Origin of the sequence: Streptomyces sp. cmx-4-9 (assembly GCF_046548835.1) — a bacterium.
Classification (GTDB): domain Bacteria; phylum Actinomycetota; class Actinomycetes; order Streptomycetales; family Streptomycetaceae; genus Streptomyces.
The window spans coordinates 776764-800873 of the sequence record NZ_JAEBEE010000002.1 but is presented as its reverse complement, the minus strand read 5'-3'; the positions used below and the strand labels follow the sequence as shown (position 1 = coordinate 800873).

The 24110-nt window shown below is 71.2% G+C and carries 31 protein-coding genes and 1 pseudogene; 16 read left to right on the top strand and 16 right to left on the bottom strand.

All coding sequences use genetic code 11. From position 1 onward, the window contains the following. Positions 1-50: 50 nt before the first annotated feature. A pseudogene (locus ACLJTM_RS09790) lies at positions 51-213 on the top strand (TetR family transcriptional regulator); the annotation flags it as partial. A 183-nt stretch (positions 214-396) separates the two neighbouring features. Next, the gene (locus ACLJTM_RS09785; RefSeq protein WP_411103049.1) at positions 397-861 is read left to right on the top strand and encodes a MarR family winged helix-turn-helix transcriptional regulator; all 465 of its coding nucleotides are present in this window, start codon (positions 397-399) and stop codon (positions 859-861) included. 114 nt (positions 862-975) lie between these two features. Here the strand turns inward: ACLJTM_RS09785 and ACLJTM_RS09780 are convergent, their stop codons facing one another. Both ACLJTM_RS09780 and ACLJTM_RS09775 read right to left on the bottom strand, forming a co-directional pair. Further along, positions 976-2193 (bottom strand): PP2C family protein-serine/threonine phosphatase, encoded by a 1218-nt coding sequence (locus ACLJTM_RS09780; protein ID WP_411103290.1) that lies wholly within the window; start codon positions 2191-2193, stop codon positions 976-978. Positions 2194-2417: 224 nt separating this feature from the next. Continuing rightward, positions 2418-3185, bottom strand: a complete 768-nt coding sequence (locus tag ACLJTM_RS09775) for a response regulator (protein ID WP_411103048.1) — start codon at positions 3183-3185, stop codon at positions 2418-2420. 112 nt (positions 3186-3297) lie between these two features. Between ACLJTM_RS09775 and ACLJTM_RS09770 the strand changes: the two genes are divergently transcribed. After that, positions 3298-4938, top strand: coding sequence for a sensor histidine kinase (locus tag ACLJTM_RS09770; RefSeq protein WP_411103047.1), 1641 nt, complete (start codon positions 3298-3300; stop codon positions 4936-4938). A 109-nt stretch (positions 4939-5047) separates the two neighbouring features. Here the strand turns inward: ACLJTM_RS09770 and ACLJTM_RS09765 are convergent, their stop codons facing one another. Next, positions 5048-5944 (bottom strand): hypothetical protein, encoded by an 897-nt coding sequence (locus tag ACLJTM_RS09765; RefSeq protein WP_411103046.1) that lies wholly within the window; start codon positions 5942-5944, stop codon positions 5048-5050. 319 nt (positions 5945-6263) lie between these two features. On the opposite strand from ACLJTM_RS09765, the gene ACLJTM_RS09760 reads away from it, so the two are divergent. From ACLJTM_RS09760 to ACLJTM_RS09745, 4 genes are read left to right on the top strand one after another with little or no spacing between them, the layout of a single operon-like run. Then, positions 6264-8480, top strand: a complete 2217-nt coding sequence (locus ACLJTM_RS09760) for a HAMP domain-containing protein (protein WP_411103045.1) — start codon at positions 6264-6266, stop codon at positions 8478-8480. 6 nt (positions 8481-8486) lie between these two features. Continuing rightward, entirely contained in the window at positions 8487-10094 is a 1608-nt protein-coding gene (gene pgsB / locus ACLJTM_RS09755) for a poly-gamma-glutamate synthase PgsB (RefSeq protein WP_411103044.1), read from the top strand. Further along, positions 10091-10573 (top strand): poly-gamma-glutamate biosynthesis protein PgsC/CapC, encoded by a 483-nt coding sequence (locus ACLJTM_RS09750; protein ID WP_411103043.1) that lies wholly within the window; start codon positions 10091-10093, stop codon positions 10571-10573. The genes pgsB and ACLJTM_RS09750 overlap by 4 nt, the downstream gene beginning before the upstream one ends. 50 nt (positions 10574-10623) lie before the next feature. Continuing rightward, positions 10624-11694 (top strand): C40 family peptidase, encoded by a 1071-nt coding sequence (locus ACLJTM_RS09745; protein WP_411103042.1) that lies wholly within the window; start codon positions 10624-10626, stop codon positions 11692-11694. Between the two features lie 34 nt (positions 11695-11728). Here the strand turns inward: ACLJTM_RS09745 and ACLJTM_RS09740 are convergent, their stop codons facing one another. After that, positions 11729-12895: a hypothetical protein gene (locus ACLJTM_RS09740; RefSeq protein WP_411103041.1), complete on the bottom strand. Its 1167-nt coding sequence runs from the start codon at positions 12893-12895 to the stop codon at positions 11729-11731. Positions 12896-13350: 455 nt separating this feature from the next. Here ACLJTM_RS09740 and ACLJTM_RS09735 point away from each other — a divergent pair, with 455 nt between their 5' ends. Continuing rightward, positions 13351-13698 carry an STAS domain-containing protein gene (locus tag ACLJTM_RS09735; RefSeq protein ID WP_411103040.1) on the top strand — a complete coding sequence of 116 codons (348 nt, stop codon included), beginning with the start codon at positions 13351-13353 and terminating at the stop codon, positions 13696-13698. Between the two features lie 148 nt (positions 13699-13846). On the opposite strand, the gene ACLJTM_RS09730 is transcribed toward ACLJTM_RS09735, so the two are convergent. Further along, on the bottom strand, positions 13847-14302 hold the full coding sequence (locus ACLJTM_RS09730) for an SPW repeat protein (protein WP_411103039.1): 456 nt from the start codon (positions 14300-14302) through the stop codon (positions 13847-13849). Positions 14303-14493: 191 nt separating this feature from the next. Between ACLJTM_RS09730 and ACLJTM_RS09725 the strand changes: the two genes are divergently transcribed. Both ACLJTM_RS09725 and ACLJTM_RS09720 read left to right on the top strand, forming a co-directional pair. Further along, positions 14494-14811 carry a helix-turn-helix transcriptional regulator gene (locus tag ACLJTM_RS09725; protein ID WP_411103038.1) on the top strand — a complete coding sequence of 106 codons (318 nt, stop codon included), beginning with the start codon at positions 14494-14496 and terminating at the stop codon, positions 14809-14811. Between the two features lie 56 nt (positions 14812-14867). Beyond that, positions 14868-15347: an STAS domain-containing protein gene (locus ACLJTM_RS09720; protein WP_411103037.1), complete on the top strand. Its 480-nt coding sequence runs from the start codon at positions 14868-14870 to the stop codon at positions 15345-15347. Positions 15348-15432: 85 nt separating this feature from the next. On the opposite strand, the gene ACLJTM_RS09715 is transcribed toward ACLJTM_RS09720, so the two are convergent. Genes ACLJTM_RS09715 through ACLJTM_RS09700 form a run of 4 tightly spaced genes read right to left on the bottom strand, consistent with a single transcriptional unit; the run spans position 15433 to position 17417 of the window. Beyond that, a complete protein-coding gene (locus ACLJTM_RS09715) occupies positions 15433-15741 on the bottom strand; it encodes a hypothetical protein (RefSeq protein ID WP_411103036.1) in 309 nt (102 codons plus the stop codon). Between the two features lie 37 nt (positions 15742-15778). After that, positions 15779-16222 carry a hypothetical protein gene (locus tag ACLJTM_RS09710; protein ID WP_411103035.1) on the bottom strand — a complete coding sequence of 148 codons (444 nt, stop codon included), beginning with the start codon at positions 16220-16222 and terminating at the stop codon, positions 15779-15781. Continuing rightward, the gene (locus ACLJTM_RS09705; protein ID WP_411103034.1) at positions 16219-16797 is read right to left on the bottom strand and encodes a hypothetical protein; all 579 of its coding nucleotides are present in this window, start codon (positions 16795-16797) and stop codon (positions 16219-16221) included. The genes ACLJTM_RS09710 and ACLJTM_RS09705 overlap by 4 nt, the downstream gene beginning before the upstream one ends. After that, positions 16788-17417 carry an RNA polymerase sigma factor gene (locus ACLJTM_RS09700; protein ID WP_411103033.1) on the bottom strand — a complete coding sequence of 210 codons (630 nt, stop codon included), beginning with the start codon at positions 17415-17417 and terminating at the stop codon, positions 16788-16790. Before ACLJTM_RS09700 ends, ACLJTM_RS09705 begins: the two co-directional genes overlap by 10 nt. Before the next feature lie 161 nt (positions 17418-17578). On the opposite strand from ACLJTM_RS09700, the gene ACLJTM_RS09695 reads away from it, so the two are divergent. The 6 genes from ACLJTM_RS09695 to ACLJTM_RS09670 all read left to right on the top strand — a co-directional run bounded on the left by ACLJTM_RS09695 (position 17579) and on the right by ACLJTM_RS09670 (position 20308). Then, entirely contained in the window at positions 17579-18064 is a 486-nt protein-coding gene (locus ACLJTM_RS09695; protein WP_411103032.1) for an Asp23/Gls24 family envelope stress response protein, read from the top strand. Positions 18065-18143: 79 nt separating this feature from the next. Then, positions 18144-18323 carry a DUF2273 domain-containing protein gene (locus tag ACLJTM_RS09690; protein WP_411103031.1) on the top strand — a complete coding sequence of 60 codons (180 nt, stop codon included), beginning with the start codon at positions 18144-18146 and terminating at the stop codon, positions 18321-18323. Beyond that, positions 18320-18718 (top strand): Asp23/Gls24 family envelope stress response protein, encoded by a 399-nt coding sequence (locus ACLJTM_RS09685; protein ID WP_411103030.1) that lies wholly within the window; start codon positions 18320-18322, stop codon positions 18716-18718. The genes ACLJTM_RS09690 and ACLJTM_RS09685 overlap by 4 nt, the downstream gene beginning before the upstream one ends. A 31-nt stretch (positions 18719-18749) precedes the next feature. After that, a complete protein-coding gene (locus ACLJTM_RS09680; RefSeq protein WP_411103029.1) occupies positions 18750-19421 on the top strand; it encodes a DUF6286 domain-containing protein in 672 nt (223 codons plus the stop codon). A 49-nt stretch (positions 19422-19470) separates the two neighbouring features. Further along, complete coding sequence (gene amaP / locus ACLJTM_RS09675) at positions 19471-20073, top strand: alkaline shock response membrane anchor protein AmaP (RefSeq protein WP_411103028.1); 603 nt, start codon at positions 19471-19473, stop codon at positions 20071-20073. A gap of 64 nt (positions 20074-20137) precedes the next feature. Further along, the gene (locus tag ACLJTM_RS09670; protein WP_411103027.1) at positions 20138-20308 is read left to right on the top strand and encodes a hypothetical protein; all 171 of its coding nucleotides are present in this window, start codon (positions 20138-20140) and stop codon (positions 20306-20308) included. A 179-nt stretch (positions 20309-20487) separates the two neighbouring features. On the opposite strand, the gene ACLJTM_RS09665 is transcribed toward ACLJTM_RS09670, so the two are convergent. From ACLJTM_RS09665 to gvpJ, 7 genes are all read right to left on the bottom strand, one after another. Next, entirely contained in the window at positions 20488-20826 is a 339-nt protein-coding gene (locus ACLJTM_RS09665) for a gas vesicle protein K (RefSeq protein WP_411103026.1), read from the bottom strand. Positions 20827-20906: 80 nt separating this feature from the next. Further along, positions 20907-21146, bottom strand: a complete 240-nt coding sequence (locus ACLJTM_RS09660; RefSeq protein WP_411103025.1) for a gas vesicle protein — start codon at positions 21144-21146, stop codon at positions 20907-20909. Further along, positions 21143-22051 carry a GvpL/GvpF family gas vesicle protein gene (locus ACLJTM_RS09655; RefSeq protein ID WP_411103024.1) on the bottom strand — a complete coding sequence of 303 codons (909 nt, stop codon included), beginning with the start codon at positions 22049-22051 and terminating at the stop codon, positions 21143-21145. The genes ACLJTM_RS09660 and ACLJTM_RS09655 overlap by 4 nt, the downstream gene beginning before the upstream one ends. Then, positions 22051-22473, bottom strand: coding sequence for a gas vesicle protein (locus ACLJTM_RS09650; RefSeq protein ID WP_411103023.1), 423 nt, complete (start codon positions 22471-22473; stop codon positions 22051-22053). Before ACLJTM_RS09650 ends, ACLJTM_RS09655 begins: the two co-directional genes overlap by 1 nt. 15 nt (positions 22474-22488) lie before the next feature. After that, a complete protein-coding gene (locus ACLJTM_RS09645; protein ID WP_411103022.1) occupies positions 22489-22737 on the bottom strand; it encodes a gas vesicle protein GvpG in 249 nt (82 codons plus the stop codon). 178 nt (positions 22738-22915) lie between these two features. Beyond that, entirely contained in the window at positions 22916-23635 is a 720-nt protein-coding gene (locus tag ACLJTM_RS09640; protein WP_411103021.1) for a GvpL/GvpF family gas vesicle protein, read from the bottom strand. Between the two features lie 3 nt (positions 23636-23638). Continuing rightward, a complete protein-coding gene (gene gvpJ / locus ACLJTM_RS09635) occupies positions 23639-24097 on the bottom strand; it encodes a gas vesicle protein GvpJ (protein ID WP_411103020.1) in 459 nt (152 codons plus the stop codon). Positions 24098-24110: the final 13 nt, after the last annotated feature.

Below are 24110 nucleotides of genomic sequence, written 5' to 3'. Positions count from 1 at the left end.
GGTAGGCACCGGTGAGGCGGGCGACCGCGGCGACCGGTTCGGGGTTCTCGCTCCTCGACGCACCGGCCGCCGCCGGCGACACCAGACCCGGCGTACAGCCCTATGAGCTGATGCGCGGCATCGGCAACCGCTGCATCGGACAGGACAGCGACCCCCGCTAACGACCCCCGCCGACTGATCGAGCTGCTCCTCCAGGGACTGCGGCAACCGCACCCGGCGGGAGGACAGCACGTCCGGGAACCCCCGATCCGAACCGTGGATCCGGCCGTGGATCCGGCCGTGGATTCAGCTTCGGTGCTCGGCAGTGGCGACCGCCGGGCTGACAAACGTCGGCCGGGATGAGAGATTGGTGCGATGCCGCACGCCGTCCCCTTGCCATCCCTTGACCCAGAACCGGTGGCTCTCGAGGCATCCACGCTCCTGGAGATGCTGGATCTGCTCTGGACCCGAGGTCAGGATGTTCTGACGGCGATCCCTCCCTCCCAGCTGCGGGCGCTGACCGTGATCGACGTACGCGAGGCCGTCAACCTCCGAGACCTCGGCCAGGCGCTCGGCTCCACGCCCCCCTCCGTCAGCCGCCTGTGTGACCGGCTGGAAGCTGCCGGACTCATCGAGCGCGCCCGCGCCACGGGCAACCGGCGGGAGCTGGAGGTACGGCTGGCCCGAGGCGGCCGGGCCGTGCTCGCCGAAGTGCGTGCCGCTCGGGCCGGCGAGGTGCAGGCCGTCCTGGCCCACATGCCCCCGGCCCAGCAGCAAGCACTGTTCGAAGGCATGGCGGCCTTCAACAGTGCAGCCCTCCACCACGCCGATGTCAGCGACACCGTCCCCGTCCCCGACTGCGGCGTCCCCGATATTGCATGAACGGATATTGCATGAGCGCCGGGTGCGCGACTGTTCAGTCGCTGCCCTCTTGAGCTCAGCGGCTCGGCGCGGGCGAACGCCGGCCGCGTCCCGCACAGCCGTCGGCGACGCGGTTCACTCCTGCCCTTCCTGCGCCTCCCCCACCTGCTGTGCCTCCCCGCCCTCCGCTGCCTCGCGACCGAACCAGTCCATGCACAGCACCAGGGCATCGTCCTGCGCATCGGCGGCACGGTGTGCGGCAAGCTCCTGCAGGATGCCGCGGGGCACTGCGGCGGCCGGCAGGAAGCTGGTGGCCTGGATGGCCCGGGCGAGCGCCCGCTCGCTGTACGCCTCCCCGCCGGCCGAGACCGCCCCGTACACCCCGTCACTGACGAAGACCAGGCGATCACCGGGCAGGGCGTCGAACTCCTGCGTGACATACGGAGTCTCCTCGAACATGCCCATGGGGAGCTGCGCTTCGAACTCGACGCGCTCGACCGCTCGGTCCCTCATGCGCCACAGCTGCGGAGAACCGGCGTCCACGACCCGTCCGCGGCCCGTCGCCAGCTCGAAGGACAGCAGCAGTGTGGAGACGTACTGGCTGCCTCGATAGCGCTCATAGATTGCCTGATCAGCCAGGGCAGCCTGGTCTGCGATGTCGATACCGGCCCTGCGGGCGTTGCGCAGCGCGTTGATGGCGAGGTTGGTGAGCAGCGAGGCGTGGATGCCTTCACCCATGCCGTTCGTGACGGTCAGGGTGAGCTTTTCCCCGGTGGTGGACCAGTCGAAATTGTCGCCGTGGATGTCGTAGGCCGGCTCCAGTTGGGCGCCGATCGCGTACTCGGGACGTGAGCAGGATCGGGCCGGGAGCAACTGCCACTGCATCTCCGCCGCCAGGGTGAGCCTGGATGCGCGGCGCGCTTGCAGGTAGAGATCGGTGTCGCGCTCGGCGACGACGATCTCGCGTCCCAGCAGCTCCGCCGACTCGGTCAGCTCCGCGACCACCTCGGACGTGCATGCTGCCTCGGGGAGACGCACGGTCAGGATTCCCAGCCGGTCGCCCCGCACGGTGACGGGCAGATGGAGATCGACGGCCCCGTTCTGCGCAGCGGACTGCAGGTACGGCTCCTGGCTGGCGAACGCCCTGCCTTCAGGACTGTTCTGGACGGGCAGCGGCTCGGCCGTATAGGGGAGGAAGGTGACGGGCTGCAGGCAGGTCAGGCTGTAGTCCGCCAACAGGAGGTCCACCGTCAGCGCACCGAACTGTTCGATCAGAGTGTCGCTCAGCGCACGCAGGAGATCGTCCGGAGCTGCCGCGCGTACCGCACGTTCCACGGCCAGGTAGTGCGTCATGATCAGCGCCATTTCTTCGAGACGATCGAGACGGTCGAGAGGGTTCACAGACGTGCCGGTCCCCCGCGCAGCCTCGTCCGAGGACGCTCGCACGACCCGCCTGGTCAGCGGCGCAGCACCGGCGAAACCGCATGCACAGTTGTCCCATGACAACCATGCATCCTTTCTCCCCCTCATGTCGAAGATCGGGACGGCGCCGCCGGGGCGTCGTGCGGGCGGGTGTGTCAGGTGCGGGGCGGGCGGGTGGCGGTGTCGAGGTAGAAGGCGTCGATGCTCTGGACGGCCTTCTCGAACTCGTCGAGGTTGACGGGCTTGGTGACGTAGGCGTTGGCGTGGCTGCTGTAGGCGCCGGCGACGTCTTCGGGTGCGGCCGACGTGGTGAGGACGACGACGGGGATGGTCTGGAGGTGCTCGTCCGTCTTCAGGACCTGGAGGAGGTCGCGGCCGTTCATGCGGGGCATGTTGAGGTCGAGGACGATGAGGTCGGGCCGGACGTTGCCGGGGTCGCGCAGGTGTTCCAGCGCGGCGATCCCGTCGGTGACCTGGACCAGGTTGCGTGCCCCGCGTTCGGAGAGTGCCTCTTCGATCAGCATGGCGTCGGCCATGTCGTCTTCGACGAGCAGGACGTCGTAGGCGCGGGCGGGGGCGGTCATCATCGGATGCTCCGTGGGTTTGTCGTGGGCGTGGTGGTACAGGCCGGGCCAGCGTCGTCTGGCGCCCTGCCGCGTGATGCCGCAGGCCTCTCCGAGTTGCGGGTAGCCGGCGCCGGCCCGAGCTGCGGCTGCCGCAGCGCCCTGCTGGAGGCGTTCGGCGGCCAGCCGCATGTCGTCCAGCACGCGCAGCAGCGCCAGTGGCTGCGCGGCATCGTCCCGTGAGGACGCAGGCGGCCCGTCCAGGCCCACCAGGCGGTGCGCGAGGTCGGCCAGGGCTGCCTCCACGGCGGCGGCCGTCTCTGGGGGGTTGCCCCGTGGTGTGAACTCATGGCCCGGCATACCCGCACTGTAGGCCCATCCCGGGGCCGTGGACAACAAAGGTTGTCCGGCGCACTACAGTATGCGGGCCGCCCCACGTTCGTGCAGCGGCCGGACGGCGGAGGGGTGCAAGATGACCGGGCAGGACGGGCTGCCGCCCGCACGGAGGCTGTCCGCATGGACAACCCGCCGCTGGCTTCGCGTCGGCGTGGCCGCATCCTTGATCCTCTTGGCGCTGCTGGGCGCCACGGGCGCCTGGGTACTGGAGCGCACGGCCTCGCTCAGTCAGGACCTGGTGGACACGAGGTCCCCCGCTCTGACCAGCTCGATTCGCCTGGAGTCGGCTCTGCTCAACCAGGAGACCGGCATCCGGGGCTACGGCTCGACCGGCCGCGCCGAGTTCCTGGAGCCGTACCGGCAGGGGGTCGCCGAGGAGAAGAAGCACAGCACCCGCATCGAGGAGCTCCTGCACGGGGACGCCGCCGGTCTTGCGGACTTGCGGACCGTCCGCGAGGCGGTGGAGCGGTGGCAGGAGCGGATCGCCCGGCCGATCGCCGCGTCGCCGGCCGGGACGCCCTCCCCCTTGGCGGCCGAGCGCGCGGTGGAGGGCAAGACGTCGTTCGATGCCGTGCGGACGGCGGTGACCGACCAGCAGGACAGGCTCCAGGCAGAGCGTACGCGTGCCCGCGATGAGCTGCTGGCGACCATGGACCTGCGCAACTGGGTGTTCCTGGCCATCGCGCTGGTCATCGTGACACTGGCCGGCCTGGTCTTCGAGGGTCTGCGGCGCGGAGTCACGACGCCGCTGGCGCAACTGGGCGCGGACGCCCGCGTCGTGGCCGGAGGCCACTTCGAGCATCCGATCACCCCGACCGGGCCGGCGGACCTGCGCCTGCTCGGCGCGGAGATCGACTCCATGCGCCGGCGCCTGGTGCGCGAGCTCGCGTTCGCGGAGGAGGCCCGGGGCCGGCTGGACGCTCAGGCGGCCGAGCTGAAGCGGTCCAACGCCGAGCTGGAGCAGTTCGCCTACGTGGCCTCGCACGACCTCCAGGAACCGCTGCGGAAGGTGTCCAGCTTCACCCAGCTCCTGCAGCGCCGCTACGGCGGGCAGTTGGACGCGAAGGCGGACCAGTACATCGACTTCGCGGTGGACGGCGCGAACCGGATGCAGACCCTGATCAACGACCTTCTGGACTTCTCCCGGGTGGGCCGCGTCCACCACACCCACCAGAGCGTGGACCTCGACTCGGTCTTGAGGCGCACCCTGTCGGCGCTGAGTGTCGGCATCGAGGAGTCCGGGGCGGTGATCACCCATGACGGCATGCCGTCGCTGGTCGCGGACCCCACGCAGATGGGGATGCTGTGGCAGAACCTGATCGGCAACGCCGTCAAATTCCGCCGTCCCGGGGAAATCCCGAGGATCCACGTGTCGGCCGAACGGGACGGGGAGTTGTGGCGGTTCGCCGTCACCGACAACGGCATCGGCATCGCCCCCGAATTCGCCGAGAAGGTCTTCGTCATCTTCCAGCGCCTGCACACCAAGGACGTGTACGACGGCAGCGGCATCGGCCTCGCGATGTGCAAGAAGATCGTCGAGTTCCACGGCGGCACCATCGCGATCGACCCCGACTACACCGGTGGCGCCCGGATCGTCTTCACCCTCGCCGCCGCGCCCACCCAGACCGTCGGCGCGGACCAGGAGGCCGGAACCGCGCAGTCGGAGCAGCAGCCGGAGCAGACCAGGCAGTCCGCGCAGACCGAGGAGCCGATGTGACTGCGACATCGCCGGTGCCCCACATCCCCGGCGCCGGTCGGTCCGGTGTCCCGCATCGGCAGGGACCGACCGCGGGAAGGCGCCGGCGCGCCCGGTGAAGGCCCCGGCGTCAGGTGCCGGACCAGCGGTCGGTCAGCCTGGTGATCGCTGCCGCGGTCCGGTTGAGCAGTGCGTTGTCCGACCGGACCGTCCGGTTCAGTTCGAGGTGCAGGAACCGGACGTCGTCGCCGGCCGCCACCTGGCCCTGCTCGTTCTCCGTTCCTGAGAGCCGGCACCGCTCCGTGGAGGCCGCGCACACCGTCAACCCGTCGCCTCGCAGTGCTGCCGTCAGGTTCCTGGCGTCCGCCGCCGCTCCGTCACCGGAGCCGGTGGAGACGACCGCGTCGCGGCCGGGGAACGACTCGTCGGCGAATCCGTGCAGCTGGATCCCGGGCAGGTCGCGCCGCATCAGCTCCTGGACCACTGCGTGGAACGCGGAGTCCGTGCGGTGGGCCATGTCCGCCGACTTGTCCTTGCCCGCATTGCGGTGGGCGCCGGCGAGCACCAGCACCCCTCCGGGCGCATCGCGCAGCACGCGTGCGCCCAGCAGCTCGGTGCGTGCATCGGCCAGGGGGTGGGGAACCTGCACCGACCACCGGGGGGGATGGTCGAGGTCCACGTACACCCGCCCCCAGCCCCGGTTGCCGGGGCCCGACTCGCTCACCCCGTCGGCGACCTCCGCGTACCGGCGGCCGCTGGCGGAGTCCGTGACGGTGTCCAGGGTGAAGTCGACGGTGGCGAGCTGCGCTCGGGCCGCGTCCTGGTCGCCGTCGAGCAGGAGGGCGACGCCCCGGACGAGAGCCGTCCGTTCCCCGCCGGTGGGGACGCGGTAGCCGCCGTGTTCGCCGAAGCCCGCGGTGAAACGGCTGATGCGCTGCGCGAGGTCGTTGTCGGCGGTCGGCGCGGACTCGGCCGGGGCCGCTGGTTCGGACGCCGCCGGTGGAGTCGCCCCGTCGGGGCGATGCACAAAAATGACCAAACCGGCACATGCCACGACAAGCGATGCGCACAGTAGTGCAATTGTTATGCGCATGGTGAAAGGGGCACTCATAGTCAGATGAAAATAGCGGAGTGGTGCACTCCGGCCACACCGCGGCTCGGACGTCAGTCCTTCCCGGTGGATCCGGTCCCGTCCCCGCCTTCCCGCACCCGCCTTCCCGTAATCCGCCCTCCCGCAACCCACCCCGCTCCTTCGTGCCACACCGGCTCCAGGACAGAACCCAGAGGAGCCTCTGTTGGCCGCAGCGCGTTCGATGCGCCGGCGCCGGACCCGTCGTAGAGCAGACATGTCCCTGTTGGGGGGCATCCGTCCGCCCATCGCCGTCCTGTCGGCGCTGCTGCTGGCTCTCGCCGCCCTCACCGCATTCCAGCTCGGCCATGTCGGCAGGGGAGCTGTGGCGCCTGCCGTCCTCACCTCCCAGCAGTACTTCGCGGAGGACGGGGCCATCGCCCTGCGCGCCTCGCTCGACGAGAGCATCACCGACATCAGCCGGACGGCTGCGCTCTTCAGCGCGGGTGAGCCGGTCTCGCCGGACTCGGTGCTCGACAAGCTCGGCAGCGTCTACCAGAAGTGGCGCGGCACGGCCGTGGTCGAGATCGCATCGGGGCGGCTCCAGGCGCAGCGGGGTGAGAACCTCGCACTGACGGCCCTCGACCTGGGCACACTGAACACTCCGGCCGGCCTGGCCCCCCGCCTGGTGCGGCTGGAGAACGGCGAGGTGCGTCTCCTCACCCTCGGTCTGCTGTCCTGGGAGGGCCGTCCGCAGCAGCTCCTCATCGCCTCCAGCAGCCTGAAGGTGCCGGGGGTCAGCCTGGGCAAGGACCGCGCCATCGCCGTCCTCGACGCCTCGGGCCAGGTCCTGGGCAGCCGAGGCACCGGCAGCTCGGAGCGCGAGGAGCAGCAGCTCGCCTCGTTCGCCAAGAGTGCGGCGCAGAAGGCGAAGCAGCACCCGCTCCAGTCGAAGGACCCGGGTTCCGGCGGTTTCGCCGGCGTGAGCGGCAGCCTGCTCGGGGATGCGACGGCCGGTCACCGCTCGGTGGCCGGCTACGCGAAGCTTGCCGGCCCGGCCCCCGGCGTCGGCACCGATGCGACCGCGCTGGGACTCACCGTCGTCTCGTTCGTCAGCGCCTCCGAAGGCGGCCTGGCCGTCACCGACTCCTTCTTCTGGATCGCCGCCGCCGGCGCGCTGCTGGTCCTCGGAGCGCTCGCCGTGGCCCTGCTCGTCATCACCGTGCAGCGCCCGCTGCTCCAGCTGTTCCTGGAGAGCCGCCGGATCGGCCGCGGTGACCTGCACCGCCCGGTCACCGTGCCCAAGTACGCCGAGACGGCCCGTATCGGGGTCGCTCTCGACCGCCTGCGCCGACAACTGCTCGGGGAGCCGGGCGCACCGGCGGACCACCCCCGACGGGGCCGCCGCAGCCGGATCGGGACGCGTGCCCTGGTCGCGGCGTGCGCAGTCCTCCTGCTGGCGTGGTCCGCGCCGCTGCTGCTGACGCTCAACCGCGCGGGAACCTCCGCCAAGGTGCCGCAGACGATCGTCGACGATCAGCGCGAGCGCACGGACACCCTCGCCGACCGGGTACGACGGGCCCTCAACGAAGGCCATGCCGACCTCACCTCCGTCGCCTCCGTCCTCTCCGCGAAAACCGGCCCCGCCGAGATGACGGCCGTCCTGGAACGCACCCGCAGCGAGCATGCGCGGTACGAGTCGCTCTACGTCCTGAAGGCCGACGGAACCGTGATGGCACGGGCTGGTGGCAAGCCCCACCACGCCGGTGCCAGGAAGACCGCGCGGGAACCGGTGACCGTGAGCGACAGCGGCAACGAGCCGCTGATCACCGAGTACGCCGATGCGCCGGCGCTCGGTGGCGCGGTGGTCGTCGGCGAGCTGCGCATCGACTTCATCAACGCGCTGCTCAAGCGGCCGGGGATGGGCGAGGTCCGGGTGGTCGACAGCAAGCACCGGGTCATCGGCTCCAGCACCGGATACCGCGCCTTCACGGGACTGCCGGACCCCAGGCTCGACGAGCTGGTGACGAGCGCCAACCAGAAGAGCGGCAAGGGTCCCGGCCCCCGCAGCAGCGTCCTGCGTCGCGGTGCGACCTCCATCGCCGCCGCGGCGCCCATGACCGGGGGCGGGGCGGCCCAGCCGCTGGAGTGGACGGTCGTCACCCTCCAGGACGCCAAGGGCCTGGAGATCCCCGCCTACACCACGCAGAACCGCACCGTACTGACCGGGCTGCTCGGGCTCACGTGCGCGGTGGCCTGCCTGGGCTGGCTGCACATCATCGTGGTGCGACCCCTGCGCACGCTCGCCGGGCGGGCGGAGGCCCTCGTGGACGGGGACCGCCGTACCGTCCTCTATCCGACCCACCACGACGAGATCGGCGCCGTCACCCGAAGCCTCGAAGTCATCCGCCAGCAGTTGCAGGAGCAGCGCAAGCGGGACGCCGGCGCCGCCGACCGCACACCCGGCCGAGCCGCTCCGGCCGGAAGGAACTGATTCACCGTGCTCTTCCTGTACTGCGTGCTGCTCGCCTGCTGCCTGATCATGCTGGTCGCCGGCATCGTCGAGCAGCGGCGGCACTTCGCCAACCTCGACCGGATACCCCACCGCGTCCTCGTCAACGGCATCCGCGGCAAGAGTTCCATCACCCGGCTGTGCGCGGGGGCGTTGCGGGGCGGCGGCCTGCTCACGGTCGCCAAGACCACCGGCACCGCGGCACGGTTCATCCACCCGGACGCCACCGAGGAGCCCGTCTACCGCAAGTTCGGCATCGCCAACGTCGTGGAACAGATCGGCATCGTCCGGCGTGCCGCCGCCTACCAGCCCGACGTCCTCGTCATGGAATGCATGGCGGTGATGCCGGCCCTCCAGGAGATCAACCAGTCCAAGCTGATCCAGTCGACCATCGGCGTGCTGTGCAACGTCCGTGAGGACCACGTCGCCGAGATGGGCCCCACGCTCGACGACATCGGGCGCTCACTGTCCCGTTCGATGCCGCACGGCGGGATCTGCGTGACCGCGGAGAAGGAGCGCTTCCACGTCCTCCAGGAGGAGGCCGATGCGCGCGACTGCACGCTCGTCTACGCCGATCCGGAGACGGTCAGCGACGAGGAGCTGCGCGGATTCAGCTGGTTCACCTTCAAGGAGAACGTCGCCATCGCGCTGACGGTGGCCGAGCTGCTCGGCGTCGACCGCCAGACCGCGCTCCAGGGGATGTACGACGCCCCGCCGGACCCGGGCGTGCTGTCCGTCGAGCGGTACGTGGCCCCGGGGGGCAAGCGGGTGCGCTTCGCCAACGTCTTCGCCGCCAACGACCCCGAGTCCACGCTGATGAACATCAACCAGCTGCTGGACCTGGGCGCCGTCGACCGCCCCCTGCACGTCGTGATCAACTGCCGGCCGGACCGGGTCGAGCGCAACGGCCAGATGGGCCAGATCGTGCCGGCGCTGATGCCGGAGAAGGTCTTTGTGATCGGCCACCCGGCCAAGAGCGCCATCGACGCGATTCCGGCCGAGTGGCGCTCGCGCGCCGTCGACCTCGGCGGTGACCAGCGCGACGGCGAGACGTTCATGCACGAGCTGCTCGGACACCTCGGCGAGAGTTCCTCCCTGGTGGCCATCGGCAACATCCACGGCCAGGGGGAAATCCTCCTGGAGCACCTCGCGGAACTCCCCGGCTTCGAGGAGGACCAGCCCGCGCCGCAGGAGCCCACCCAGAGTCCGCCCCAGCCGCAGTACGTCCCGCACCTCGACCCCTACGCGGACCTCACCGACGCACAGGAGGCGCGGTACACGCAGCCGCCGGTGCCGAGGCAGTACGTGCGGCCGCAGCCGTACGCGAACCCGGCGCAGCATGCACCGCCGCTGTACCCCCAGCCACACCACGAGCAGCAGCACCACCCCTCAGCCCCGCAGCAGCACCCGGGCCCGCACGGGTACGCCGCGCCGCAGCCGGAGCTCGAACAGCCTTGGCCGCAGCACGCGCAGCAGCCGCACGTCCCCCGCCCGTACGACCCGTACGACCCGTCGTACGACCCGTACGACCCGTCGTACGACCCGCACGACCCGTCGTACGACCCGCACCGGCACTATCCAGGAGAGCCCCGTTGATCCCCGCAGTCCTCACTCCGGAGATAGCCGCGATCGGCATCGCACTGGGCCTGCTGTTCTCCCTCCTGTGCTACCTCACGACGAACCTCTCCCCCGGCGGCATGATCACCCCGGGGTGGCTCGCCCTCACCCTCATCGAGGACTTGCAGCGGGCGGCGCTCGTCGTAGGCATCACCGTCTTGACGTACGTGCTCACGCTCATCACGCAGAAGTACGTCATCCTCTACGGCAAGCGCCTGTTCGCCGCCGTCGTCCTGATCGGGGTGCTCCTCCAGGCCACGGTGGTCCTGGTGCTGCAGATGAAGTTCCCGCTGCTCTACGCCAACCAGACCCTCGGCTTCATCGTCCCCGGGCTGATCGCCTACCAGCTGGTCCGCCAGCCCAAGGGCGCCACGCTCCTCGCCACCGGGTCCGCGACCCTCATGACGTACGTCGTCCTGACCTCGGGCATCCTGCTGGGCTTCCTGCCGCACGCCTGACCGACGCCCCGCCCCTGCCCGAACCGTCTGCCGTACCGCCCGGAGCAACGATGACCGCCAAACCCGCCCGCCCCGTCCTGCTCGTCCTCATGGTGACGAGCCTGCTGACCGCCAGCGCCTACTTCACGTATGCGCTGCGCAAGGAGGAGCAGGCTCAAGCACCCGTCGTGGCCCGCGTGTCCGACCAGGCGGCCCAGGGCGGCGCCAAGGGCGCTCAGGACGGGACCGAGAGGTGGGAGCGGTTGCAGAACCCGCAGCGTTCGGTGCTGCGCAGCGGGGACGGCGCCGTCCTCGCGACGTTCACGGACGGTGCCCGTACCGCGACGCTCACCGGCAAGAGCCGCACCTTCACCGAGCCGGCCGCCCCGCAGACCCGGGTCGTCACCGACACGTGGGTACGCCTCCTGCCGGAGCCCTGGCGCGCCGGTGCGGAGCGGGAGCAGTGGTTCCAGGACTGGTTCAAGAAGTTCTCCGGCAGCGAGGAGGACGACATCTTCGCGATCGCCTTCCAGTACGGCGACAAGGCGCCGGTGAAGAAGGATGCGGCAGGCGTCCAGTACGCGGGCGACGCGGCCTTCGGGCCCCTGAACCCCAACGGTTCCGCCGGCAACGACCTGCGGCTGGAACAGTCGGACTTCTACGACTACCTCGGCATCCCGTACACCTTCCGTGACGGTACGACCGAACAACCCGAGAAGCCCAAGTTCCGTGCCATGGACTGCTCCGGTTTCATCCGCACGGTCTTCGGCTATCGCAGCCGCTTTCCGTTGATGTCCACCGACACGCGCGGAAACGGGCTGCCGCGTACCGCCAACGGCATGGCGCGCGCGAAGACCGGGGTGGAGGTCCTGCCGCTGAAGGGTGTCACCGCGCAGGACCGGCCGGCTGCCGTTGACGTACTCCAGCCGGGCGACCTGGTGTTCTTCAAGCTCGACTCGCGAACCGCGGATCGCCTGGACCACGCCGGCATCTACCTCGGCAACGACACCGAAGGCCACAAGATCTTCATCTCCAGCCGCGAGGAAGCCAACGGCCCCACCATCGGCGACAAGGGAGGCGCCTCCCGCCTCGATGGGAACGGCTACTACGCCGCCGCCCTGCGCAGCGCCAAACGCCTGTGAGGCGTTGCCCCCTGGCACGAACCCGGCAGGCCGTCTAGGCCGGCTCGGTTTGCCGGTCCGGCGGGGCTGCCGCGGCTTCCGCTTCCTGCGGGTGATCGGGCCCGAGGCCGGCCCTCGTGTCGTACCGGGTGTCCAGCGCCGTCGCGGCGGCCTCCGGCAGCACGAAGTCCGCGGGGCGGGGTGCGGGGCGCTGCGCCTGCTCCGAACGGTAGAGCAGCGCCATGCCCGACAGGACGGCGACGAGACCGGCACAGAGCATCGTGGCGCCGGTGGGCCAGGGCAGCCGGCCGGCCATGGTGTCGTCCAGGAGGTGGACACCCAGGGTGGCCGTCAGCGCCTGGAGGGACACGAGGCCGATCCCGGTCAGGGTCGTCGCCGACCACACCCACGTACGGTCCCTCGCGACCACCAGCCCGGCGAGGACCAGACAGGCGCCTGCCAGGCCCAGCATCAGCCACACCCGGGACCCGGCGGGCGTACCCGACAGCTGTCCGGGCACGTAGGCGACGGCGGACACCAGCAGTGCCGCAGCCACCGGCCAGCGCAGCATCCGGCTCGGCGTGCTCTTCTGCACCTCGGTCACCAGGACCTCGTGCGGCACCTCGCCGACGCCCGCAGCGGGCTCCGACGGCGCGAACTCCGGGTCTGGAGCGGGGGGAACGGTACCCGGCTCCGCGGCGGGGGCGGGACGGTGGACGGCGACCGCGGGCGCGACGCCGGTCTGCGCAGGTGACGCGGCCGGGAGAGGCGTTGCGCCCGGCTCACCCTCGGGCTCGCCTTCAGACGCGGCCACGTCCGGCTGGGACCGCTGCTCCTGCCCCTCGGCAAGGAGCACGGCGAGCGCGATGACGTCCTCGACGGGACGGGACACGGCGGCGGCGCGCAGGGCCTGGTCGGCGCTGTCGGGGAGCTGACCGGTCCGTCGCAGGAGCGTCACGAGGTCGGCGATCTCCTCTACGGGCCGCAGGGCCGCGGCCGTCTCCAGCAGCATGCGCAGACTCTCGGCGTCCTCGGCCGTCGTCCGCCGCAGGCCGTCCGAACCGTCCGCTTCCCCCGCCGGCGGGACATCGGCCACCGGGGCGTCCGCCGCCCCTGGGGCGGATGGCGCGGCCGTCGCGGCGCGCGGCTGACCGTGCTCGTGCTCGCGCCCGTGCTCGTGCTCGTGCTCGGCCCCAACCTCGGGTATGGCGTGGTCACTCATGGCACTCCGTCCGAACAGGCCGTGTGCGAAAACGCCCCCAGGGGCGCCGTCATCGCAGCACGCGACTGACTGCTTACACCACGCAACTGTGCGCCCCGGCGGAACCCTGCACCATGCGGAGTAAGGCAAACGGGTCAGACCCCGGTACCGGCGCGGGCAGTGCAGGCGGTTCGAGGAGCGCAGCCGCCACCCGGGCCGGTCCGCCGGGCAGCGGTACGCGGGCGCGGACGGGAAGCCCGGCCCCGGGAGGATCTGCAGCGCCGGGGTCCGTGAGTCGTTTCGAGCGGTGCCGTCTTACGGTGGAGGGTGTGGCGGTCCGGCGCGAGCGGCCCCGACCGTCACCCCGTGGGCACCTGCCCCTCCCCTCCCCCTCGAGGCAGGTGCCCACCCCGCACCGCGGGCGGGCGCCGGGTCACGTACTGTCACATCAGGTGCACGATGACGGGGGAACGCAGATGGCCGAGCAGAGCAGTCCGGCGGAAGGCGCCTGCGGCGCGTCCGTGAGCGTCATCCGCGTGGCCGGTGACCTCGACCAGGACGCCGCTTCCACCCGGCGCCTCGATGCCTCGCTGGGGCAGGCCGTCTCCCGCGCCGAGGAGCCGACGGAGATCGTCGTGGACGTCAGCGGTCTGACGTTCTGCGACTCGACCGGCCTGAACGTGCTGCTCCGCGGCCGAGTCGCCGCCGCGAGCCAGGGTCACACCATTCGCCTGGTCGCGCCCAACCCGCAGCTCGTACGACTCCTCCAGCGAACCGGCTCCATCAGCCTCTTCACGCTGAGCCCGGCCTCACCGACCACCTGAACCCCACGGGGCGCCCCGTCGAGATCGGCTCGTGCGGGCGAACGCTGACTCCCGGGTCAACAGCACGGAGCAGCGACCCTGGGGTCGCTGCTCCGTGCACGGGACCCGTCAGTGGCTCCCGTCAGTGGCTCCCGTGAGTGCGCTGCGGCTAGTTCCGGGCGCCGGTGCCGCGGTGGCCGGTGTCGCGGTCGCGGGCTCCCGAGGCGGCCGCAAGCGCGAGGGCGGTGGCGAGTATCCCGATGATCAGGTTGTTGGTGATCGAGCGGGTCTGGGCCACGTCCCCCGCAACGACCCAGGGCGCGACGCAGGTCCAGATGCCGATGGCGACCGCGGCCCAGGCCATGGAGTGGGTGCGCTCGTAGGAGTTGCCGAGGCCGCCGAGCAGCAGCATGTAGGCGATGCCGGTGATGAGGTTCGTGACAGCCAGGGTCACCGAGTCGTTGAACCCGGCGATCCAGGGGGACGCGGCGAGGTAGAGACCGGTCAGCAGCGCAAGGGCCTCGACCATCTGTGCGCGCGGTGTCGCCGCCGCGCGGTCGTGCCGTGCCCGCAGCTCCATCAGGTCGGGGTGCTCCTCGATGGGCGAGCGGTGGGTTGACGCCATGATGACCTCCACAGCAGGAGTGATGCGCGTGTTCTCGTGTCCCGCCTACCCATAAAGACGCAATAAACGGATGAATCCCTAAAAAGGTCTCTTTCGTAGACAAGAAGGGATCACCGGCCTCCCCGAACCAGGACCCTGCGCCACGACTCAGGCTTGACGAGACCGGAATTCTGCTTCCTATAATGCGAGGCATGGAAACGGCCGCGCCCCGGACCAGCTGGACCTTCGTCACCCACCATGCCCGGATCCTGGCGATGCTCTCGCGGGACCCGGAGCTGCGGATGCGGGACATGGCCGACGCATGCCAGATCACCGAACGGGCCGTGCGTGCCGTGGTCGCCGATCTGGAGAGCGCCGGCTACCTCACCCGGATCCGTCACGGCCGCCGCAACCGCTACCAGGTCACCGACGGCACCCACTTCCGGCATCCGGCCGAAGGGCCGCACGAGATCACACAGTTGATCAAACTCCTCGCCGACCTCGAAAGCCCCGGGCCGGCGGCCCGCTGAGACGCCAGGCTGCGCCCCGCGTCCTGTACGTGTTGAGTCCACGAAGGAGACAGGCCATGACGCACCCCGCCCACGAGCCCTCTCCCTGTGACGTCGCACCGACCGTCTCCGTAGAGGTCCTGCCCGGCCCGCAACGCACCACCGCCCGGATCATCGGAGAGATCGACGCAGACAATCAGCCCGGGGTCCGCGCCGACCTCACGGCGGCGCTCGAAGCAAGTGCAAGCGGTCTCGACCTCGACCTGTCCGCCCTGACTTTCTGCGACAGCGCCGGCGTGCACCTCCTGCTCGATCTCGACAGGCAGGCTGCCACCACGGAGAAGACCCTCGTCCTGGATGCAGTCCCCGCACAGCTGGGCCGTCTCCTGGACATCACCGGCACCCTGCACACCTTCACCATCCGCCCCGCGCAGCCCGCACCTCATCGGGACGGCCGCCCGTCTGCCGGCCGCTGCGGCGGCGCTCCCCCCGCGGACTCGCACGAGCACCGCCCCGCCTACGCCGACTCGGTGATCGCCTTCGACGACGAACCCTGAGCGTGCGGCGGGCGGGTGCATGCCCGGCGCCCGGCCTGCTCCTCGGAGTACGGCTGTCCGACCGGGACTTCATTCAGAACTTCATTCAGAGCGTGTGGCCGTGTGCCAGGAGCCAGCGGTGGACGGCTGCCTTGTCGGCGACGCTGATCGGGGCGGGCCCTGCGTGCGTGGGCCCCTCCTCTTCGTTGAACGCGGAGTCGGTGACGCGAGCCGTCACCCAGTCGGCCAGCTCGCGGGCGGCTGCGGTTGACAGTCGGCGGTTCTTCCAGTCCGTCTGCGCTTCGTGGGCGGCTGAAGCCTCGTGCGGTTGCGCTTCACGAAGCCACAGCGGCACGAGTCGGTCGACGACCTCGTCATCCGATGACGGGTCGGGCTGTGCGGGAGATTCGCTCACCCTGCCAGCGTGACGCCCCGGTCCGTCAGCGGGGCCGTCACGCACCGGAGGTTCCCTCCGATGGCCGCGGGGGGCCGAGGCCCGCGAGCCGGTTCGGCCCGGGTGGGCAGCCGCCGACAGCACGCGTGACGGTGACCTGGACGGCGACGGAGCCCGTGGTGCCGTGGCGGTCCAGGCAGGTCGTGGCTGCGGTGCGTACGTGTTCGCGTACGCGTTGGGCCGTGTCGGCGATGCGCCGGTCGGCGTGCAGGACGCAGCGCACCTCGATGCACCACGTGCCGTCCGCTGCGGGCGTGCAGCGGACGCCGGCGGTCTCGACGGGTCGGCTGGTGTTCGTGCCTGCGGCCGCATGTCCCGTTCGCGAGGCGGCAAGGGCCAGGCGTTCGGCGAAGGAGGGCTGGAGAGCGGCCACGCCCGGTACGGCGAGGGCGGCCTGAGCTGCCGCGCGGTGGAGGTCGTGGTGGAGAGCGGAGGGGTTCATGATGCGCTGCTCGCGTGGGGCGCCCTGTCGGGCAGGCGGGTGGGTTCGAGTGCGGCGTCGACCGTCAGGTCGACGGTGGCAACGGCGATGCCGAGGACGCGGTGAGCGGCCTGGAAGACGGCCCGGCGTACTTCCTCGATGCGCTCCGGCAGGGGGCGGTCGAGTGCGGCGGCGATGGTGAGGGCGACGGTGTGCAGTGTGTCGTCGCCCTGGGTGGGGATGAGGCGGCAGCTGGCGGCGCGGGCACCGGGGACGCTGTCCACGGCCTGGCGCAGGATCTTGGCGGCTGCGCTTTCGGCGATGCGCAGGTCGTGTGCGGGGTCGTCCAGGAGCAGCAGGGCGCCGAGGCGGGTCTCCGCCCGGACCGCGTTGATGATGCGGTGGGCGACTGCGCGGCTTTCGGGCGGTGCCTCCTCGCGTAGGGCAAGGGTTGCCCGGTCCAGCGCTGCCAGCGCCTCCACGGCCCACGGAAGCAGGTCGGGGCCATCGGCGCGCTCGGCCGCCGCGTTCCCCGGGCCGGCCCTCTCTGCGCCGTCCGGGTCTCTGCCGCCGGGGCGGTCCGGGTCTAGCGCCATGGGCTCATCGCCTCCATCAACGCACGTCGTGCACGGAAGAGCCTGCCGCGCACCGTCTTCTCGCCGACGCCCACCAGGCGGGCGATCTCCTCGTAGTGCAGGCCGTGGAGCTCCCGCAGCACCCAGCAGACGCGCAGGTCGGGGTTCAGCTGCAGGAGTGCGCGGACCAGGGCGGCCGTCGCGGCGTCGGCCTCGGCGATCCGGGGCGGTGAGCTGCGCGCATCCGAGGCAGGGGGGTCGCTGAGGGCGTCCAGGGGTTCGGGGCGGTGTCGGCAGCGAAGGATGTTCAGGCTCCGGTTGGTCACGATGCGGTACATCCAGGTACCGAAGGACGAGCCGTGCCGGAAGCCCGGGAGCTGCCGCCACGCGCTGAGGAAGGCCTCCTGTACGGCGTCCTCCGCGTCGGCCCGGTTGCCGAGGAGGTGCAGGGCCAGGGCGAGCAGACGGCTGCTGTGCCGGCGGACCAGGAGGGCGAAGGCGTCCTCGTCCCCTTCGGCGGCCCGTACGGCCAGCGTGTGGTCGGTGAGACCGGCCCCGTCGTCGCCGCGGTGTGGGGCGTCTGCGGCTGGTTGCAGGGCAGGCCCGGGCGCCGGCGGTGGGGGTTTGAGCTGGTGGCGCATCGCGTCTCGCCTTCTCCCGGCACGGTCTCGCGGCCGCGGATGCCCTTTCGATGGTAGGCCGCAGACGGCCGCATCGGCCGCGTGAGGAATGCCCGGGTGCGGTGTCTAACCATGCGAGGGCGTCGGCACGGCGCCCGGACCGACAGCCTGGGGAGGTCTTCATGTCGGACACCATCGACCCGGTCGCGGGCGGCAGCAGGACCGGTTCCGCGGACAAGACCCTGACGGGGCGCAGCGGCCCCGGGACCGCACCCGAGACACGGGGCCGGACATCGATTTCAGACAGTGTGGTGGAAAAGATCGCCGGCATGGCGACGCGGGAGGTCCCGGGCATCCACAAGCTCGGCACCGGAGTGGCCCGCACGCTGGGCGCCGTGAAGGACATGGTCCCGGGCGGTCGTCCCAGCGTGAGCCGGGGCGTCAAGGTGGAGGTGGGCGAGCGGCAGACCGCCGTCGACCTCGACGTGGTCGTGGAGTACGGCGTCGCCATCGTGGACATCGCCGGGGACGTCCGGACGAACGTCATCACCGCGGTGGAACGCATGACCGGTCTTGAGGTGGTCGAGGTGAACATCACCGTCGACGACGTCCACCTGCCGGACGAGGAAGACGAGGAGGAAAGCGAAGGCGAAGGACGCGTTCAGTGACCTGTCCCTGTTCGCACTTCCTCCGCTTCCGGTGCGCACAGGGCGGAGAGCGGACTGACGAAAAGCGTGGGTGAGTGAGATGAGCGCAGCAACAGTGGGTCTGATGGCCGGCATGGCTCTGGGTTTCGCCGCATTCTTCGGCGGGTTCTGGGCCTTCCTCCTCGTTGCGGTCCTGGGCGCGGTGGGTTTGGTGGTTGGCCGCATGCTGCAGGGTGACCTGGACCTGTCCGAGCTCGTCCGTTCACGGGACCGGCGGTGAGCACGCAGCCTGCCGCACCCCCCGAGGACGCGGTCGAGTCGGGCGGGCCGGCGGCGATCCCGGCGGCCGAACGCGGCGCGACGGTGATCCCGGACAAGGTCGTGGCCCGTATCGCGGTCCGTGCGGCCCGTGAAGCGATGGCCGGGCTGGCGGACAGCGCAGCGGGCAGGTCGGCCGCCCCACGGGTCTCGGTCACGACCGGGGACGGTGCGGCCCGGCTGGGCCTGTCGATCGACCTGCCCTATCCGTCGGACCTGACCGGTTCCGCGCTGCACGTGCAGGAGTACGTCGGGGCGAGGGTGTCCGAGCTGACCGGGATGCGCGTGTCCGAGGTCACCCTGGTCATCGAGCACCTCCTGCCGTTCCGGGGGATGGACGACAGGCGCGTGCAATGAGGCGCGGTGCCTGCCAGCGGAAGGAGCCGGCATGAACCAGGACCGGGAACGCGCACCGGAAACGGACACGCAGGAGGACCGGCACGCCGGACCCGCGCATGCGCCCCGCTCCCCCGCACCTGAGGGCGGGCCCTCGCCCGGCGGGCCGGCCGGGGGACGCTCCAAGGGGGTTCACCGGCCGTGGTCTGCGCGCCGGATTCCCGCCGCGGTGACGGCTCTGGTCATCGCCCTGGTGACCGCGGTACTGCTGTTCGACGTGGTCAGGGTCCGGACGGGCGGCTCCGCTGCCGCCTGGCGTACCCGCCTCGCCGACGAGGTGTCGAGCCGCCCCGTGGACGACGTGTGGATGCGGGTCGGCGCAGTGGTACTCGTCCTCCTGGGTCTGTGGCTGTTCGTCCTGGCGGTGACGCCGGGACTGCGTCACAAGCTGCCCCTGCAGCGTGCCGACGCTCACGTGCGGGGTGTCATCGACCGCAAGGCTGCGGTTCTGTTGTTGCGGGACGCGGCCATGCGGGTGCCCGGCGTCAGCGCTGCCCGCGTCCGCGTGGGGAGGAACCGCATCGGTGTCCGCTCCGACGTGCGTTTCCGAGCGCCCGCCGACGTCAAGGCCGATCTGCTGGTTGCGCTGCGCAAGGAACTCGACCGGCTCTATCTGGCTCGTCGGCCGCGGATCAACGTCCGGGCCCGGGCCCGCAGGACGTGACGCGGCTGCGAGGCGCCCCGTCGGCGGGCCGAGGACAGGAGAGGGTCTCATGAGGAAATCTGCGATCAACCGGATCCTGCTGGCCCTGGTGGGCATCGTCCTGATGGGTGCGGGGCTGTTGATGCTGGCGGGCGGCTTCGACGTGTACCGGGAGTGGCGACTGGCGCCTCCGTCCGGTTGGCCGCTGACCCGTGGCGAGGCCGTGCTGCTGTCCGCTGCGGACCGTGACCGGTGGACGCGGGAGGGATGGTGGTGGCCCGTGGTCATCGCTGCTCTGGCGGTCGTCCTGCTGCTGGCGCTGTGGTGGCTGCTGGCGCAGCTGCACCGGTCCCGTCCGGGCCCCGTGCCCTTGCGCGGGGAGCCCGGCGTGGCGGGAGCGGAGCTGCGGGAGAGTGCTCTGAGCGAGGCGCTGGCCGCCGACGTGCGGCGTCAGCCCGGCGTCGCCGGGGCGCAGGCTCGGCTGGTCGGTACGCGCAGGCATCCGACGGCCGATCTCGATGTGACCTTGAGTCCCGACGGGGAGCCGCAAGCCGTCATGCGGACCCTGTGTGAAGGTCCGCTGGCTCGGGCGCGGCAGTCCACCGGTTGGGCGGACCTGCCCGCGCGCGCACGTCTGCGCGTGACGCCGCACAAGCCGCACCGCGCAGCCTGACGGCCTTCAGCTGTGGTCCGCAGACCGTCGGTTGCCGATCGGAGAACCGCGAGCGAGGGGCGACATGAGTGCCAGGGAGAAGGCGAAGGCGCAGATCGAGCAGGTCTCGGGGAAGGTCGTGCGCAAGGCGGCCTGGGCGGTGGGCCGGAAGAGGCTGGCTGCCAAGGGCGCTGCTCTGGAGGCGCGCGGCAAGGCCCGCCGCCTGAAGGAGAGGGGCAAGGACGTACTGCGTTGACGCCTGGGCGCAGGGAGGAGCCCCCGGCAGCACACGGGGCGTGCGGCGTACGGAGGGTCGGGGCGTACGGGGTGTACGGAGGGTACGGGGCGTACGGTCAAGGGCAGCCGGGGTCACCATGGTTGGGGCCGGCGGGCTCGCGTCGCCGCCGGTGGCGGCCGTGGGCGCATCCGGCGGTGTCAGGTGGGGGGCGGGAGCAGCGGGCCGAGTGGCCCGAGGTCCAGGTTGAGGTCTTCGAGGGCGTAGCCGTGTTCTTCGCACAGGTCGGCCAGGCGGTCGTGGAGGGCCATGAGGGTGGCTCCCAACTCCTCCTCCTGTTCGTCCGACAGGCCTCCGGCGTCCACGCGGCGCAGTGCCTGGCGCTCGATGAGCTGGCGCAGGAGTTCCACGAGGGTCAGGACGAGTTTGAGGAGGTCCTCTTCCACGGTGTCGCGGTCGGTGTAGAGGCGGTGGGCGGGGCGACGCGGGGACGGTTCGGGTGGGGGAGGTGCCTGGAGGAGGCGGAACGCGTGGGACATGGCGTCGCCGACGCCGTGCAGGTCCGTGTCCGGTCTCTGCGGCGCGGGTCCCTCTCTCTTCCCTGGCCCCTGCTGCGCACTCATGTCCACGGCTCTTCCTGCGCCCTCGTGTCACGCCCCTCCTCCGCGCCGCCCATGGGTGCCTCGGAGCTCACGGACACGATGAGTGCGCGCAGCGATATGCGGACGAGGTCGATGTCGGCGATGGACAGGACGATGTCGCCGGTGATGACGACGCCGCCGCTGAGCAGCCGGTCGAGGAGGTCCACCAGCGCGACTTGGCGGCCGGGCAGCGGTTCCTCGTGGTGCACGACGCTCATCGGCGCTGCGCCTGGTCAGGCCCGGTACGGGGTCCCTCGTCGGAGGGCGGCATGGCGAAGGAGTACGGGGCCCAGGGGCCGGTGACTTCGAGGCGGATGCCGTCGTAGGCGTTCGCGGCTTCCTCGATCTCGGTCGTGAAGCGCTGTGCGTGGGCGTTCGGGACGAGGTAGGCGTCGTTGAGCACGTTCTCCGCCGGACCGGTCAGGGCGCCGTTCTGGACGGGGTGGCTGACGCGGTGCGTGGCGTAGTGGGAGGCGATGGCCTCCAGCGCCGCGGCTGCTTGCCGGGCCTGGCCGTAGCGGGCTTCGACGGCGTGGTGCTGGGCTTTGCGCCGTTGTAGGTACGCCTTGCCGGGCGTGGTGGGGGCGGGGGCTTCGCCGTGTGCGGCGCGGTCTTCCTCCGGGGAGTCGGTGACGGGGGCGAGGTAGATCTTCACGCCGAATTCGGTGTGGGCGTCGAGCTCGGCGAGTCGTGCGGCGAAGACGTGGTGCTGCCGGCTGAGGGCCTGGCGGGCCCGGTCGTCGTCCTGGTAGACGGTGGCCATGCGCAGGGGCAGGACCGTGGCGCGGGTGGCGAGGGCCTGCACGACGTCGTGGTGGGCGCGGGCGACGTCCTCCAGCCACCGGAGGTCCTCGAAGTGGGTCTTCAGGTCGTGTTCGTTGAAGTCGTCGGCGGGGACGGGGCTGGCCGCGAAGGCGAGTACCGGGCGGGGGTCGTCCAGGGCGCCCATGGGGGGCTCCGTGGCGCCCATGGGGGGCTCCGGAGCGCCCGTGGGGGGCTCTGCGGTCAGGGGGTGGACCGTCATGCCGTAAATGCCGCGGAGGTCCGTGAGGGCGTCGCGCAGGGCCTCGGTGAGGTACGCAGCGGCGTACACGTAGGTGAGGGTGTCGCTGCTGCGGGTCATCAGGACCGCCTCCGGGGAGGCCTGCGGTCGGCGTCGTCCTCGGGCGTCGCGTCGGCGGTGCCCGCCACCGCCTCACGCGCCGTTCCGGTGCCCGTGCGACGCAGCTCTTCCAGTTCGGCGCGCAGGCGGCGGTTCTCCTGTTCGAGGGGGCTGCCGGTGTGCCGGGAAGAGAGGGACGGGTCGTGTTCCCACCAGTCGATGCCCATCTCCTTCGCCTTGTCGACGGAGGCGATGAGGATGCGGAGTTTGATGGTGAGCAGCTCGATGTCGAGGAGGTTGATACGGATGTCGCCGGCGATGACGATGCCCTTGTCGAGGACGCGTTCCAGGATGTCGGCGAGGCTGGACGTGCTCTGTCCGTAGGGCGCGGGGGCGGCGCGGGACGGGAAGGACCCGAGTCGGCCGGGGAGGGGTTCGGTCACGGTGACGGCTCCCTGTCAGGCACGTCGCTGGTGGAACGCGGTGATTTCCGCCAGCCGGTCCAGGAGCTCGTCCTCACGCCGGTCGAAGGTGTCCTCGTCGATCTCGTCGTTGAGCAGGCGTCGCTCCAGGTCGGCGAGTTCGCGCCACACGGGCGCCGGGTCGTAGAACTCCTCCTCGGCCTCCTCCGTGACGCGTTGCGCAGCCCAGACGACGGCTCGGACCGGGGCGATGGGAAGGGTGGCCAGGTAGGTCAGGAGGCCCATGGTCGTCGTCCTCCTCGGGTCGGGAGTGCGGTGGCTCCGGGGGCGGTGGCCGCATGTGTGCGGGTGCCCGGCGGTGTGCGGGGACCGCACGGTCTGCGGGTGACCGCACGGTGTGCGGGTGACTGCACGGTGTGCGGGTGACTGCACGGTGTGCGGGTGACTGCACGGTGTGCGGCGGTCACTGGACGAAGCTGTACGGGGGCAGGGGGCCGGTGACCCGGACGTCCACACCGTCGGCGGTCTGGTCGGCGAGCCCTTGGTGGGCGGTCAGGAAGTCGTCCTTCTTCTCGTGCGGGACCAGCAGGGAGAGGTTGAGGAAGTCGGGGTAGGCAGGGGGGTGGACGACGTGCTCGCGGGCGTACCCGGTCAGCGCCTGCAGAAGTCCCGCGCCGAGTGCCTCCTGGCGTTCCTGGACGTCGCGGGCGACGAGCTCTCCGAGCGCCAGGGGCAGCTGCGGATCGGGGTCCCCGGCGCGGATCCGGTCATTGAGTTCCCGGGCCTCGACGGACCCCGCCAGCACGTCCCGCAGCAGCAGCTCCTCGTCCTGCTGGGAGGCCCGGACGTGGTACTCGGCGCAGCCCTCCAGCCGTCCGAGAGCGGAGAGGTAGGCGGTTGTCCTGGCTTCGAGGGCCTCGCGCACGTCCGCGTCGTCGGCTGCGATGTAGCCGAACTGCATCGGCAGGATGACCGCGCCCGCCATGAGGTGCTCTTGGACCTCCTGGTGGATCCGCAGGTCGCGCCGTTTGGGCCGGACCTCCTCCGAGATGTCGCTGACGACGGCGGACAGGGGGCCGGCGGTGATGGTGCGGACCGGGGCCGGGTGGGCGCCGACTCCGGTCAGGCCGTCGGGACGGCGCGGATGCTCGCTGCCCGTGATCGCGTACACGTAGAGCGCCATCGCTCACTCCTTCTCGCGGCGTACCGGCCGCCGGGCGGGACGCCGGCGCCGCGGCGCGGCCTCCTCCTCTTCCCGCGCATCTTCCGGCTCCTCGTCCGGGGCGGAGCGCCCGGTCAGGGATTCGGTGACGGCATCGACCGCACCGCTGAGCGCGCCCTTGGACTTTCCGCGGGCGCCTCCCTCCATCAGGCCGCCGACGACTTCCGGCAGCTGGGCGGGGGCTTTGCGGCCGGCTTCGAGGTCGAGGCGGTTGCAGGCTTCGGCGAAGCGCAGGTAGGTGTCGACGCTGGCCACCACGATCCGTACGTCGATTTTGATGAGCTCGATGCCGACCAGGGAGATGCGGGCGAAGACGTCGATGACCAGGCCGCGGTCGAGTATGAGTTCCAGGACGTCGTAGAGGCTGCCGCTACTGCTTCCGCCTCTGCTCATGCTGCTGCCGCTCTGCGGAACCATGGTCATGGCGTCTCCTTTC